At 62.9% G+C, this 12,852-nt stretch carries 11 protein-coding genes; 10 read left to right on the forward strand and 1 reads right to left on the reverse strand.

The genetic code is table 11. From position 1 onward, the window contains the following. The first annotated feature begins 15 nt into the window (after positions 1 to 15). From CGL56_RS13365 to htpG, 8 genes are all read left to right on the forward strand, one after another. Entirely contained in the window at positions 16 to 489 is a 474-nt protein-coding gene (locus CGL56_RS13365) for a hypothetical protein (RefSeq protein ID WP_245184182.1), read from the forward strand. A 205-nt stretch (positions 490 to 694) separates the two neighbouring features. Continuing rightward, a complete protein-coding gene (locus CGL56_RS13370) occupies positions 695 to 2,365 on the forward strand; it encodes a DUF6089 family protein (RefSeq protein ID WP_099107074.1) in 1,671 nt (556 codons plus the stop codon). A 307-nt stretch (positions 2,366 to 2,672) separates the two neighbouring features. Beyond that, the gene (locus CGL56_RS13375) at positions 2,673 to 3,617 is read left to right on the forward strand and encodes a tetratricopeptide repeat protein (protein ID WP_099107075.1); all 945 of its coding nucleotides are present in this window, start codon (positions 2,673 to 2,675) and stop codon (positions 3,615 to 3,617) included. A gap of 65 nt (positions 3,618 to 3,682) precedes the next feature. Continuing rightward, positions 3,683 to 5,623: an OmpA family protein gene (locus tag CGL56_RS13380; RefSeq protein ID WP_099107076.1), complete on the forward strand. Its 1,941-nt coding sequence runs from the start codon at positions 3,683 to 3,685 to the stop codon at positions 5,621 to 5,623. 19 nt (positions 5,624 to 5,642) lie between these two features. Then, the gene (locus CGL56_RS13385; RefSeq protein ID WP_099107077.1) at positions 5,643 to 6,332 is read left to right on the forward strand and encodes a hypothetical protein; all 690 of its coding nucleotides are present in this window, start codon (positions 5,643 to 5,645) and stop codon (positions 6,330 to 6,332) included. Then, complete coding sequence (locus CGL56_RS13390) at positions 6,332 to 7,315, forward strand: succinylglutamate desuccinylase/aspartoacylase family protein (RefSeq protein ID WP_099107078.1); 984 nt, start codon at positions 6,332 to 6,334, stop codon at positions 7,313 to 7,315. The genes CGL56_RS13385 and CGL56_RS13390 overlap by 1 nt, the downstream gene beginning before the upstream one ends. Before the next feature lie 12 nt (positions 7,316 to 7,327). Further along, positions 7,328 to 7,909, forward strand: coding sequence for a nicotinate (nicotinamide) nucleotide adenylyltransferase (gene nadD, locus CGL56_RS13395; RefSeq protein WP_099107079.1), 582 nt, complete (start codon positions 7,328 to 7,330; stop codon positions 7,907 to 7,909). 88 nt (positions 7,910 to 7,997) lie between these two features. Beyond that, on the forward strand, positions 7,998 to 9,884 hold the full coding sequence (gene htpG / locus CGL56_RS13400) for a molecular chaperone HtpG (RefSeq protein WP_099107080.1): 1,887 nt from the start codon (positions 7,998 to 8,000) through the stop codon (positions 9,882 to 9,884). Positions 9,885 to 9,890: 6 nt separating this feature from the next. Here htpG and CGL56_RS13405 read toward each other — a convergent pair whose 3' ends face one another. Next, complete coding sequence (locus CGL56_RS13405; protein ID WP_099107081.1) at positions 9,891 to 10,478, reverse strand: VOC family protein; 588 nt, start codon at positions 10,476 to 10,478, stop codon at positions 9,891 to 9,893. Between the two features lie 99 nt (positions 10,479 to 10,577). On the opposite strand from CGL56_RS13405, the gene CGL56_RS13410 reads away from it, so the two are divergent. Both CGL56_RS13410 and CGL56_RS13415 read left to right on the forward strand, forming a co-directional pair. Beyond that, positions 10,578 to 11,147 carry a hypothetical protein gene (locus tag CGL56_RS13410; protein WP_099107082.1) on the forward strand — a complete coding sequence of 190 codons (570 nt, stop codon included), beginning with the start codon at positions 10,578 to 10,580 and terminating at the stop codon, positions 11,145 to 11,147. A 191-nt stretch (positions 11,148 to 11,338) separates the two neighbouring features. Beyond that, on the forward strand, positions 11,339 to 12,850 hold the full coding sequence (locus tag CGL56_RS13415) for an SUMF1/EgtB/PvdO family nonheme iron enzyme (protein WP_099107241.1): 1,512 nt from the start codon (positions 11,339 to 11,341) through the stop codon (positions 12,848 to 12,850). Positions 12,851 to 12,852 lie beyond the last annotated feature (2 nt).

Genomic DNA, 12,852 nt, shown 5'->3' on the forward strand with positions numbered 1-12,852 from the left:
CTCAAAACACAGCGTATGGCACTGAGGGCCGTAACCCGCCGACCCGTCTACATAGCTTCCTTCGCACCGGCGCCGGTGGCGGAGGGGGTGGACGACGGCGCGGAAGATACTCCGGCGCCTGCATTCCGGCTGCGCGACCGTTTCCCGGCGGCGGGGGAGGAGGCCCACGGCGGGGTTTCGGACGGCTACTGCTTCCGCATCACCTTCGCGGCGGGGCGGCTGGACCAGACGCTGGAGCTCCTGCGCACCTTCCTGCAGGAGGAGGGTTACGCCGATGTACCCCTGCCGGCCGACGCCGAGGAGCTACGGAAATTTCGCCTGCCCCCCAAGCTGCGCCACCAGCTTTCGCTCTTTGGCGAAGACGGCTACGTCCACAACCCCGTCCGGGTGCTCTTTCCCCCGCCGGGGGGCAAGCGCGGGGCCCTGATCCTGGAGGTTTGCAACGAATCGGCCCCCGGTCACCTGCTGCGGTTCCACCGCCGCGGTTAGGGGATAGGGGCAAAATATCAAGGTTTTCCTGAGGGTTTGCCCCAAAAGTTATCTAGGTAAGGGTTTAATGTCCTAAAATTGCACCCCGTAACATATCGTCCTGAACAAAAAGCGTTTGTAGGCGATAAACCGGTAGGTGTTTCCACGCGCGGCGGGGAGGCTGCCTCTATAATCTGTCATTAATCCAAACGTCAAACCCGCAAATATGCTCAAGCAGTTACTTCTAGTTTTCGCGGCACTCTCCTGTATCAATTTATATGGCCAGGGAGAACCGGCCAGCACAGAATCGCCCGAAAGCCCCTACCCTTGGGAATTTGGTATCCAGCTGGGAACCTCTGCCCTCGGTGGCGATATGATTGAAGACAACCTGGTTTTCCTCAATCAGGCCCACTTCGGTGGTGGTGTTTACCTGAGCCGCCGGCTGGGAGCAGCTGCAGCCCTGCGCGCGGCCGTCATGTACGGTTCGCTCCACAGCGACGATGCCAAGAGCGAAGACCCCAACATGGTCAGCCGGGGCTACACCTCCGAAGCTACCGTGATCGAGCCCAGCCTGAGCCTGGTGCTTGAGCCCTTCTACGGCACCCGCTTCTCCGACGACTTCCTGTTCAAGGGTGGTCTTTCCCCCTACATCTCCGGCGGTGTCGGTTACGGTATCTGGGGTGATGTAACCACCACCTACGGCAGCGACGCCGGCGACGCCGACGTACAGGCCGACATGGCCGCTGAAGCCGACGATTCCGGTGGACTCGTGTTCCCCCTGGGTGTTGGTCTGCGCTACCACTTCTCGCCCAAGTCCTCGATTGGCCTCGATTACAGCGTGCGCCTGACGAGCTCGGACCTCATCGACGGCGTTTCCGCCTCCGGTGACCCCGACAACGACGACTCCTACGCTTTCTTCGGCCTGACCTACTCCGTAGGCTTCGGTGCCCGTGATGCCGACAAAGACGGTGTGAAGGACCTGGTGGACGAATGCCCCACCGAGGCCGGCCCCGCCGCTACCAACGGCTGCCCTGATCGCGACGGTGACGGTGTTGCCGACAAGGACGACCGCTGCCCCGATGAGGCCGGCGTTGCCAACCTCGCCGGTTGCCCCGATGGCGACAGCGACGGCGTAGCCGACCGCGACGACGACTGCCCCACCGAGCCCGGAACCGCTGCCACCAACGGCTGCCCCGATGGCGACGGTGACGGTGTTGCCGACAAAGACGACGAGTGCCCCACTGAAGCCGGTCTGGCCAGCCTGAACGGCTGCCCCGATGGCGACGGCGACGGAATTGCCGACAAAGACGATGAGTGCCCCAGCGAAGCCGGCCCCGCCGCTACCAACGGCTGCCCCGACCGCGACGGTGACGGAATCGCCGACAAGGACGACGAGTGCCCCGATGAGGCCGGTGTTGCCGAGCGCAACGGTTGCCCGCTGCCCAACGAGCGCCCCGAGAACCTGCAGGAGCGGATCGCCCGCTACGGCAAGATCCTCGAAGGCCAGGACTTCAAGCACATCCGCATCGACAGCGTGAACGGTACCATCGAGATCGACCGTATCTACTTCCCCACTGACGTATCGAGCCTGAACCGCCCCGACCGCCTGATCATCCAGGAGATCGACCGCTTCATGAGCCTGCCCGGCGCTGAGAACTTCAGCATCCGCTACGAAGGCCACGCTGACCGCCGTGCTTCCGACGAGTACAACATGAACCTGTCGCAGCGTCGTGCTGAGTCGGCCAAGCAGTACACCCTCCGCCAGGAAGGTGCCAAGGAGGCCAACCTGAGCACCATCGGATTCGGTGAAAACCAGCCCGTAGGTGAGACCCTCCGCGAGAACCGCGTGGTGATCCCCGTAGCTACCGAGCCTACGGTGATGATGCCCAATAACTAGTCCGGTTTACTCCGGTAAACCCCGACCACAGGGGGTGCTTCCGACAGGAGGCACCCCCTGTTTTTTCGTGGCGGGCCGTAACCGGAGACAGAAAATTCCCCAAGCCTCCGCACTTTTGTGGAAAGTCGGCGTTGCAAAGAGCTGATTAGCAGCTACAAAGGAGGGGGGCTTTCTCGACAGTAGCTTCGTAGCCCGTTCGTGGCTCACCTTTGCGTATCAATTTGTTACACCCGGCCGCCGGGCATGACCATTGTTTACGGGGGATTTATGTGCGTTTAGTTCAGTTTAAGTAAAAGTTGTTTGGAAAATGTCTGAGTACAAGGTGATCATCGCGGGGCAGCTCGAGTTCGGCTCGGAACGGGCCTACAACCAGGTTATGGAGCAGTACGCCCATCGCATGGAGAATTATTACAAGAATGATATTCTCCTCAAGCCCGAAGCCATCTTCAAGGAAGATGAACTTACCCTGGACGTGCCCCGCACGGTAATGCCCAGCACCGAACGCCTCTGGCTCAATACCCTCAATCTCCTCGAACGGGTGGTCACCTTCAGTATCGCCGGCAGCCTCAACCTGTGGCGGCTGGATGCCGGGGTGATGATCGACCACTACAAGCTGGAACCGAAGAGCGACCGCACCACGGTACAGCTCTTTAACCGCGGTCGGGAAATGGTCGACCAGCGCGACAACGAGCAGGAAGCCCTGAAGATGATGACCAAGGTCGTTACCCGCTTCGAACGCCACGCCCAGGCCTACGAGCGCCGCGGATTCGTGAACTACCGGCTGGGCAACGACAAGGACGCCCTCTACGACTACACCAAAAGCATTTCCATCAACCCCCTGATGCCGGAGAGCTACTACGGCCGGGGGCTGGTGCACATCCGCCAGAACAATACGGCGGAGGCCGCCGCCGACTTCGAGGCGGTAACCAAAAACAGCATCCCCCACCAGGCCATCTACTGGATGGCTCAGGTGGCCCTCGGCGACGCCTACCTGGAACTCGGCCGCCTGGCCGATGCCATGCGGATCTACGGCATGTTCACGAAGCGCAAGCAGCGCATCGCCAGCCTCGACCGCTACGACCGCCGGGTGGCTTTCCAGCTCGGACAGCTCTACGCCCGCGCCGGAAGGCCCAAGGACGCCGCCAACGCTTTCGAACGGGCGCTGGAATCCCAACCCGACCACAAGGCCCCTTCGGAGGAAAAGATCAAGCAGGAACTGGGTAAACTGCGGGCCGCCTCGAGCGAGGCCTGAGCTGTTTAAGGCGCACTATCCGCCCCGGCCAACCGTTGTAGGAGTATACGTTAACTCCGTCGACCATGCCCGCGCGCTTTACTTTCCTTCTGTTGTGGCTGCTCGCGTGCCTGTTGGCCGTCCCCCTGGGCGCCCAGGCTCCGGCCCGCCCCATGAAGAAGAGCGAGCTGAAGGAGCTGGCGGCTACCCAGTCGCTGCTCAGCCTGCGGAAGTACCCCGAAGCCCAGGAAAAGCTCGACCGCCTGCTCCGCCGCCACGGCGGGGTGGCCGACCTGCACTACCTCCAGGCCGAGATCGGCCGGGGCGAAAAGGACTACCCCAAAGCACTGGCCGCCCTCGAGCGGGGGATCGCCCTGGAGGGCCCCGCCGCCTCGATCGCCTACCGGGAGCTGGCGGAGGTGCACGCCCAGATGGGCAATTACACCGAAGCGCTGGATGCCTACGAAAGCTATCTGGCCGCCCTGCAGCGGGCGGGCCGCAGCCCTGATCAACTGAAAGCCGTAGAAGAGCGGGTAGCCGAGGCCCGGGTGGCCGCCGAGCTGGCCGCTAACCCCTTAGCCTTCACCCCGGAACCCCTGGGGCCCGGCGTCAATACCCCGGATCACCTGGAGTACTTCCCCAGCCTGAGCGTCGACGGTCAGCGCATGATCTTTACCCGAAGGGTCAACAAGCAGCAGGAGGATTTCTACCAGAGCAACCGCCTGCCCGACGGCAGCTGGGACCGGGCTACCCCCCTGGATGGCGTCAATACCCCCCTGAACGAGGGTGCCCAGACCATCACCGCCGATGGCCGCTACCTGGTCTTCACCGGCTGCGGGCGCCGCGACGGAGCGGGTTCCTGCGACCTCTACTTCAGCGAACGGCAGGGCGACCGCTGGACCGAAGCCCAAAATATGGGCGCTACCATCAATACCCGGGCCTCCGAGAGCCAGCCGAGCCTGTCGCAGGACGGCCGCCTGCTGTTTTTCGCCAGCAACCGGGCCGGGGGGATGGGCAACGACGACATCTACGTGGCCGGCCGCAATCCCGACGGCAGCTGGAGCCGGCCGGTGAACCTGGGGCCCTCCATCAATACTTCCGGCAACGACCGCTACCCCTTCTGGGCGGCGGACAACCGCACCCTCTACTTCACCTCCACCGGCCGCCGCGGCATGGGTGGGGCCGACCTGTTCAAGACCTCCGTCGACGAGAACAACATGTGGGAGCAGCCGACCAACCTGGGCTATCCCCTCAATACCGCCGGCGAGGAAACCAACCTGTTCATTGCCCTCGACGGCAAAACCGCCTTCTTCAGCAAGGGGGTGGGCGACGACATCGATATCTACACCTTCGAGATGCCGGAAAAGATCCGCCCCGCCCCGGCCACCTACGTGCAGGTGAGCGTGGTCGATGACCAGACGGACCAGCCCCTGGTGGCCAACGTCCGCCTGCAGACGCAGGACAAGAAGGGGCTGGTCTCTTCCAGCCAGACCGACCGCCACGGCTGCTACCTCACGGTACTGCCTACGGGGCGGGATTACGGGTTCACCGTTGAAAAGGAGGGCTACCTCTTCTATTCCGACCGCTTTGAACTCACGGGAGAGCATACCGTCAGCGAGCCTTTTCTGCTCAAGATCCGCCTGCAGCCCCTCCTGGAGGAGGACGTATCGGAAGCCGCCGAGGCCGACGGGGCCATCGTCCTGAAGAACGTGTTTTTTGAAACCGCCAGCGATGAACTGCTGGAGTTGTCGACGGAGGAACTCGACCGGCTGGTGGCCCTGCTGAACAGCCAGCCGCAACTCGGCGTGGAGATTGCCGGTCATACGGACGACGTGGGGTCCGAAGCGGCCAACCAGCGGCTCAGCGAACGGCGGGCCGCCTCCGTCAAGACTTACCTAGAGAGCCAGGGCATCGCGCCGGACCGCATCCGCTCCGTAGGGTACGGGGAGAGCCGCCCCGTGGCCCCCAACGACACCGAAGCAGGCCGCGCCCGCAACCGGCGCACGACCTTCCGGCTGCTCTTCTAGAAGTCCGTATTTTTGCGCCATGTCCGCCGAAGCACAGCTCACGGAGGCCCCGCAATCGAGATCCTACCTGGCCCTGGCCATCAGTGGGTTGTTTCATCCCTTGCTGGTGCCTACCTACATTTTCCTGATCCTCGCCGGGGTCAACCCCTACCTGTTCGGGACCTCCGACCTCGGGGAGCCCCGGGCCATGAGTAACCTGATCCTCATCTTCCTCGACACCTTCGTCATCCCGGTGGTGGCCGTGGTGATCATGGCCAAGCTCAACATGATCAACAGCGTGATGATGCACGAGAAGTCGGAGCGGATCGGCCCGCTGCTGCTCGTCATGGTGCTGTACTTCTGGATCTATTACAACTTCAGCCAGAGCAACCAGACCCCCACCATCTTCTCCTCCTTCCTGCTGGGCGTCATCATCGCCCTGGTGGCGGGCTTCGTTATCAACCTGCTCGACAAGATCAGTCTCCACGCCACGGGGATGGGTGGATTGGTGGCCGTAGCGGTGATTATGCTGGCCCTCTTCGGTCCGAACGGCATCGAGGTAGGAGCGGCTACGATCGGCCTGCCCGTCCTGCTGGTGCTTACGGTGATCATCGCCGGCGCGGTGGGCACGGCGCGGCTGGCCCTCGGGGCCCACGACCGCATGCAGCTCTACGCGGGTTACCTCCTGGGCTTCGTGTCCCAGTTCGTGGCCCTTAAATTCTACTTCTGATGCTGCGGAGGACCGAAATTGACCCCAATGAACCGCTGGGAGAATCCCCCCGCGTGATCGGCCACTACGTTGGTGAGGAGCCCGGCCCCCTGGTGGTTGCCATCGGCGGCATCCACGGCAACGAGCCCGCCGGGGTAGCGGCCCTGGAGCAACTCTTCGACCTGCTGCGGGAGGAGCCCCTGGTGAACCCCGGATTTACCTTCCGCGGGGAGCTGCTTGCCCTGCGCGGCAACCTGGAAGCCCTGCGACTGGGTAAGCGCTACGTAGATACCGACCTGAATCGCATCTGGCGGCCCGTAGTCCGCGGCACCGACGACAGCTACCCCAACGTCGAGGCCCGCGAGCTGGACGGTATGCTGGCCGCCATCGACAATGCGCTGGTGGATTCCTCCGTACAGGAGATCGTCCTGCTGGACCTGCACACCACCACGGCCACCGGCGGGGTTTTCGCCATTACCGGCGACGATGCCCCCAGCCTTTCACTGGCCGCCGAACTGGGCGTGCCCGTCGTCAAGGGAATGCTGAGCGGACTGCAGGGCACCACCCTGAGCTACTTCCGCTCCGGACAGTACGACCTGGAGCGCCCCTGCCGGGCCGTCACCTTCGAGGCGGGCGCCCACACCGAGGCGGAGTCCGTAGACCGCGCCCTGGCCGCCACGGTCAACCTGCTGCGGTCGGTGGGCTGCGTTCGTACCGAGGACGTCAGTACCCACCACGAAGAAACCCTGCGGGCCGCCAACCCCGGAGTTCCCCCGCTGCTGGAGCTGGTGTACGTGCACCGGCTGGAACCCGACCACGGCTTCGTCATGCGGCCCGGCTACTCCAACTTTACCCCCGTGAAGGAGGGGACCATCCTGGGTGAGGACCACAACGGCCCCATCGGCGCGCCCTGCAGCGGCTACGTCCTTATGCCCCTCTACCAGGAGCAGGGCGGGGAGGGCTTCTTCATTGTGCAGCGCTACGACAGCTCCGCCAGCTACTAACCCTTCCCCTTCATGAGCAGACGACAAGTCGGCCTCTTTTTCGGCTCCTTCAATCCTGTCCACGTCGGACATATGATCCTGGCCAACTTCATGGCCACCCGCACCTCCCTGGATGAGGTCTGGTTCGTGGTCAGTCCCCATAACCCTTTCAAGAAGCGCGGCAGCCTGGCCCGCGACCACGACCGCTTCCACCTGGTGGAACTGGCCATCGGCGATACCCCCCGCCTGAGGGCAAGCCGGGTGGAATTCGACCTGCCGAAGCCGTCGTACACCATCGATACCCTGGCAGTGCTGCGCGAGAAGTACCCCACCTACGACTTTTCCCTCATCATGGGCAGCGACAACCTGGCGTCCCTGCCCAAGTGGAAGAACCACGAGCTGATCCTGCGCGATTTCGCCATCCAGCTCTATCCCCGCCCTGGATTCCCCGGTGGAGAATTGCTGGAGCACCCCCGCGTCACCCTGTACGACGCCCCCCTGATGCATCTCTCGGCCACCTACGTACGCGACGCGATCCGCACCGGGGAGAGCATCCGTTACCTCGTTCCCCCCGCCGTGGAGGAGGAATTGCTGAAATCGGGACTCTACCGCTAAAATGTCAGCGACATTTTGACAGTAGAGGGGTAGTGGAATGAATCTTGTCCTGCTACCCCGGGACTGACCCGTAACGAAATAAACAGCTATGCAAAAAGGTAACATATCCGTACAGACGGAAAACATCTTCCCCATCATCAAGAAGTTTCTCTACTCCGACCAGGAGATCTTCTTGCGGGAGTTGGTATCCAACGCCACCGACGCCACCAGCAAACTTGCCACCCTGGCCCGGAAGGGAGAGGCCAAGGGCGACTACACCGACAAGACGATCGACATCCTGATCGACAAGGAGGCCGGTACCCTGACCATCCGCGACCGCGGCATCGGCATGACCGAGGAGGAGGTCAAGAAGTACCTCAACCAGGTTGCCCTCTCCTCCGCCCAGGAATTCGTCGACAAATACCAGGACGACGCTTCCATCATCGGCCACTTCGGTCTGGGCTTCTACTCCGCCTTCATGGTCGCCGACAAGGTGGAGGTCGTAACCAAGAGCTACCAGGAAGGCGCGGCCGCCGTGCGCTGGATCTGTGAGGGTGACCCGAGCTACGAAATCGGGGAGGCCGAGCGCGAGATGCAGGGTACTGACGTGATCCTGCACGTCAGCGAAGACAGCAAGCAGTACCTCGAGGAAGATGAGATCGAAGGCCTGCTGCTCAAGTACTGCCGCTTCCTGCCCTACCCCATCCGCTTCGGTACCAAAACCGAGACCACCTACGAGGAGGTCGAAGGAACCGGGGAGGAAGGCGAGGAGAAGCCGGAACCCAAGAAGATCGAAACGGAGGTCGACAACATCATCAACAACACCGACCCCCTCTGGAAGAAGGCCCCCGCTGACCTGACGGACGAGGACTACAAGTCCTTCTACCGTGAGCTCTACCCCATGGGTGAGCCCCCCATGTTCTGGATCCACCTGAACATCGACTACCCCTTCAACCTCACCGGTATCCTCTACTTCCCGAAGGTTTCCGGCAAACTGGAACTGCAGCGCAACAAGATCCAGCTGTACAGCAACCAGGTGTACGTGACGGACAACGTCTCCGACATCGTACCTGAGTTCCTCACGCTGCTCCACGGGGTGATCGACTCCCCCGACATTCCGCTGAACGTGTCGCGCAGCTACTTGCAGGCCGACACCAACGTGAAGAAGATCACCGGCTACATCACCAAGAAGGTGGCCGAGAAGCTCAACAGCCTCTTCAAGGAAGACCGGGAAGCCTACGAGGCCAAGTGGCCGGACCTGGGCGTATTCGTGAAGTACGGCATGGTTTCGGAGGAGAAGTTCTACGACCGGGCCACCAAGTTCGCCCTGCTGGAGAATACCGAAGGCAAGTTCTTCACCCTGGAAGAGTACCGCGAGCGGATCAAGGAAAACCAGACCGACAAGTACGACCGCCTGGTGGCGATCTACACCGCCGACGCCGACCGGCAGCATACGCTGATTGAGTCGGTGCGCGACCGCGGGTACGATGTCCTCAAGTTCGAGCACGCCATCGACGCCCCCACCATCCAGACCCTGGAGCAGAAGGAGGAGAAACTGAACTTCGTCCGGGTGGATTCCGCCACCCCCGACCAGCTGGTCCAGAAGGACGAGGAGCAGGAAATCTTCCTCAGCGAGGAGGAGCAGGAGACCGTAAAGCAGGTCTTCACCGCCGCCGTCGGCAACGCCGGTTCCGTGGAACTCAAGCCCCTCAGTGCCCAGGACGCCCCCGTGCAGATCGTAAGGAACGAGTTCATGCGGCGGATGAAGGAGATGCAGATGATGCAGGGCATGGATCCCTCCATGTTCCCGGATTCCTACCAGGTGGTGGTCAACGCCAACAACCCCCTGGTCAAGGAGCGCCTGCTGGAGGTGGAAGATGAGTCGGCCCGCGCCGAAAACGCCGCCTACCTCTACCAGCTCGCCAAGCTGAGCCAGCAGATGCTGAGCGGCGCCGAGTTGAAGGCCTTCATCGACCGTTCGCTGAAGATGATGTAGGCTAGCTCACAAGTTTAGCTTTCCCTGTGGTCCGCGGAGGACCGCCCCGATGCGCGGGGCGGCTCCGCGGATCGCTTTTTGGGGCAGGCCCATCCGCAACAGCCGGTCGTTCACGGCGGCCGGGTCCGGATGTTCCAGCGTCAGGGATTCCAGGGCGAGGCCCAGGTCGGGAAGGCGGTCCGCGGGGTGGGTTCCGGAGGCGCTCCAGTCGATGACGAAGGGCACTACGTCGACGGCGGGGTGGGTGCCCGGATCGGAGAGGCGCCAGCGGAGCAGTTGACCGTCGGCCAGCCGACGCGAGCCGCTTTGCAGGGCTTCCCCGGAGTATTGCACGGCACCCGCGTGTACCGCCCAGCGGCTGATGACGGAAATGCCTCCCGCCAGGTCGATGCCCATCCACCGCGGTGGCGGGATATCGGTGTCCGGGTCCACGGCCAGCAGTTCCAGGTAGGAGCGCAGCCCCAGGCGGAGCAGGGCATTGTGGGTGCCCCGTTCCGGATGGCGGCCCCCGGGGGTAGGGGGCAGGCCGGCGGCGGTGAAGCTTGCGATGGCCCGCGACAGATCGGGCACGGTGTACACCAGGTGATCCAACATTTGCCAAAGGTATGCACTAACTTTGCCCCGCTTTCGGGCAGGACTACCCCCTATAACCACTTGAGTATGCGTTGTTTTTTGTGTCTTGTATTTTTCTGGATGGGTGCCGCTGTCCTCTTCGGGCAGCAGAGCGGAAACCCGGCCCAGGCCGGTGACCGCGACCTGCAGACCCAGTTTGAAACCATGCTGGATTTGTCCAACCGCTACCGGGAGGGCAGCCGGGAATTCAAGGTTGTACCCCGCGACTACCTAGATGCATTCATGAGTAACGTCAGCGACTCCATCGCCACCTACACCACCCAGATTGAGGCCCTGGAGGCGCAGCAGGCTGAACAGCAGGCGCGCATCGACGCCACCTCCGGGGAGGTAGCCGACCGCGACGCCCTCATTGCCGACCTGAAGGACGAGCGCGACACCGTGGGGCTGCTGGGCATGCAGCTCGACAAGGGGACCTACAGCATCATCATGTGGTCGCTGGTGATCGGTCTGCTGATCGCCCTGCTGGTGGCCCTGGGCGGTACCCGCATTGCCGCCGGCAACAACTCGGCCCTGAAGCGGGAGCGCGACAAGCTGGCCGAGGAGCTGGAGCAGAGCCGCAAGAGCCGGCTGACCGTAGAGCAGGACCTGCGCCGGCAGCTGCAGGACGAGATCAACAAGCGCCTGCCATGATCCCCGCTTCGGCAAGGCGGCCGACAGGGAGCCCGACCCCGGACGGCCCGCGGAAATATTAAGAATTCGAACACAATAGTTCTTCAACCGATTCGGTTAAACTAGCCGTAGGTCGATGACAGGCTCCGGGTACCACCGTGCCCGGAACCGCCGACCCCGTTTACGTAAACTCTTTGGACTACCACCGCAACATGAAGATATTGCTCAAGACGCTGCCCTACCTCTGCCTGGTACTCCTGGTGGCGAGCTGCAATCGCAACAACGATCGCTCCCGCACCACGAACTGGAAGTACAACGACGAGAAGTGGGGAGGCTACGAAAGAAACAAGGACTTCGAAGGGCAGGAAACCCCGCCCAACATGGTCCTCATCCCCGGGGGAACCTTCGTGATGGGCTTCACCGAGGAGGACGTACCCTACGACTGGGATAATATCCCGCGTCGGGTGACCGTGTCCAGCTTCTACATGGACCAGACCGAGATCAGCAACGAGGACTACCTGCTGTACCTGCACTGGACGGAGGACGTGTACAGCGCCTACCCCGAAGTGCTGCAGGCCGCTCTGCCCGATACGCTGGTCTGGCGCGACGAACTGTCGTTCAACGAGCCTTACGTAACCGGCTACCTGCGCCACCCCGCCTACGCCCAGCACCCCGTAGTGGGCGTCAGTTGGGTACAGGCCCGGGAGTACAGCCGCTGGCGTACCGATCGGGTGAACGAGGCCATCCTCATTGACCGCGGCATCCAGGAGTACCGCCCCGACCAGGAAGGCTCCGACGTATTCGTCACCGATGCTTACCTCGCCGGACAGTACGAAGGGGTAGAGCGCAAGGGCCTCAAGGACATGAAAACCGGCGACACCCGCCCGGTACGTCTCGAGGACGGCATCCTGCAGCCCGACTTCCGCCTGCCCACCGAGGCCGAGTGGGAGTACGCCGCCCTGGCCCTGGAAGGCCTGCAGGCCAACGAGAAGGACGAGAACTACACCGACCGCCGGATCTACCCCTGGAGCGGCACCAGCCTGCGCTACCAGCGCCACGACCGCAACCAGGGCAAGATGTACGCCAACTTCAAGCGGGCCGGTGGTGACTACAGCGGTATCGCCGGGAAGCCGAACGACGAGAACATGATCACCAGCAACGTCTTCGACAACTTCCCCAACGACTTCGGCCTCTACAACATGGCCGGCAACGTCAACGAGTGGGTGCTGGACCTCTACCGCCCCCTGACCACCCAGACGCTGGTGGACGTGGAGAACCACGACCTGAACAGCTTCCGGGGTAACGACTACATGAACGTCAAGCGCGACCAGGACGGCCGCGCCGCCGAGAAGGACAGCCTCGGACGCCTCATTTACGTACCCGTAGAGGATGAGGACGTAGCCGACCGCGACAACTACAACCGCGGCCGCGTCTACGACTACCTCGACGGTGACGAGGAAAGCGGCGCCGACTACGCCACCAACCAGCATACCCTGATCAGCGACAAGTCGCGGGTCTACAAGGGAGGCAGCTGGGCCGACCGCGCCTACTGGCTGAGCCCCGGCACCCGCCGCTACCTCGACCAGGACCGCGCCTCCCGCACCATTGGCTTCCGCTGCGCGATGGTTCGCGTGGGCAACAGCCAGGGCGTCGACAAGGGCCAGATCAACCGTTTCGGCATCAGCCCCGGCAAGGACAAGAACCGCCGCCGCTCCCGCCGCTAAGT

The sequence above is a fragment of the Neolewinella marina genome (assembly GCF_002631205.1).
Taxonomy (GTDB): domain Bacteria; phylum Bacteroidota; class Bacteroidia; order Chitinophagales; family Saprospiraceae; genus Neolewinella; species Neolewinella marina.

What these genes read in the sequence shown, in the direction of transcription:
- CGL56_RS13365 (WP_245184182.1), top strand. Translation starts at nt 16, where the DNA reads ATGGCACTGAGGGCCGTAACCCGCCGACCCGTCTACATAGCTTCCTTC.
- CGL56_RS13370 (WP_099107074.1), top strand. Translation starts at nt 695, where the DNA reads ATGCTCAAGCAGTTACTTCTAGTTTTCGCGGCACTCTCCTGTATCAAT.
- CGL56_RS13375 (WP_099107075.1), top strand. Translation starts at nt 2,673, where the DNA reads ATGTCTGAGTACAAGGTGATCATCGCGGGGCAGCTCGAGTTCGGCTCG.
- CGL56_RS13380 (WP_099107076.1), top strand. Translation starts at nt 3,683, where the DNA reads ATGCCCGCGCGCTTTACTTTCCTTCTGTTGTGGCTGCTCGCGTGCCTG.
- CGL56_RS13385 (WP_099107077.1), top strand. Translation starts at nt 5,643, where the DNA reads ATGTCCGCCGAAGCACAGCTCACGGAGGCCCCGCAATCGAGATCCTAC.
- CGL56_RS13390 (WP_099107078.1), top strand. Translation starts at nt 6,332, where the DNA reads ATGCTGCGGAGGACCGAAATTGACCCCAATGAACCGCTGGGAGAATCC.
- nadD (WP_099107079.1), top strand. Translation starts at nt 7,328, where the DNA reads ATGAGCAGACGACAAGTCGGCCTCTTTTTCGGCTCCTTCAATCCTGTC.
- htpG (WP_099107080.1), top strand. Translation starts at nt 7,998, where the DNA reads ATGCAAAAAGGTAACATATCCGTACAGACGGAAAACATCTTCCCCATC.
- CGL56_RS13405 (WP_099107081.1), bottom strand. Translation starts at nt 10,478, where the DNA reads ATGTTGGATCACCTGGTGTACACCGTGCCCGATCTGTCGCGGGCCATC.
- CGL56_RS13410 (WP_099107082.1), top strand. Translation starts at nt 10,578, where the DNA reads ATGGGTGCCGCTGTCCTCTTCGGGCAGCAGAGCGGAAACCCGGCCCAG.
- CGL56_RS13415 (WP_099107241.1), top strand. Translation starts at nt 11,339, where the DNA reads ATGAAGATATTGCTCAAGACGCTGCCCTACCTCTGCCTGGTACTCCTG.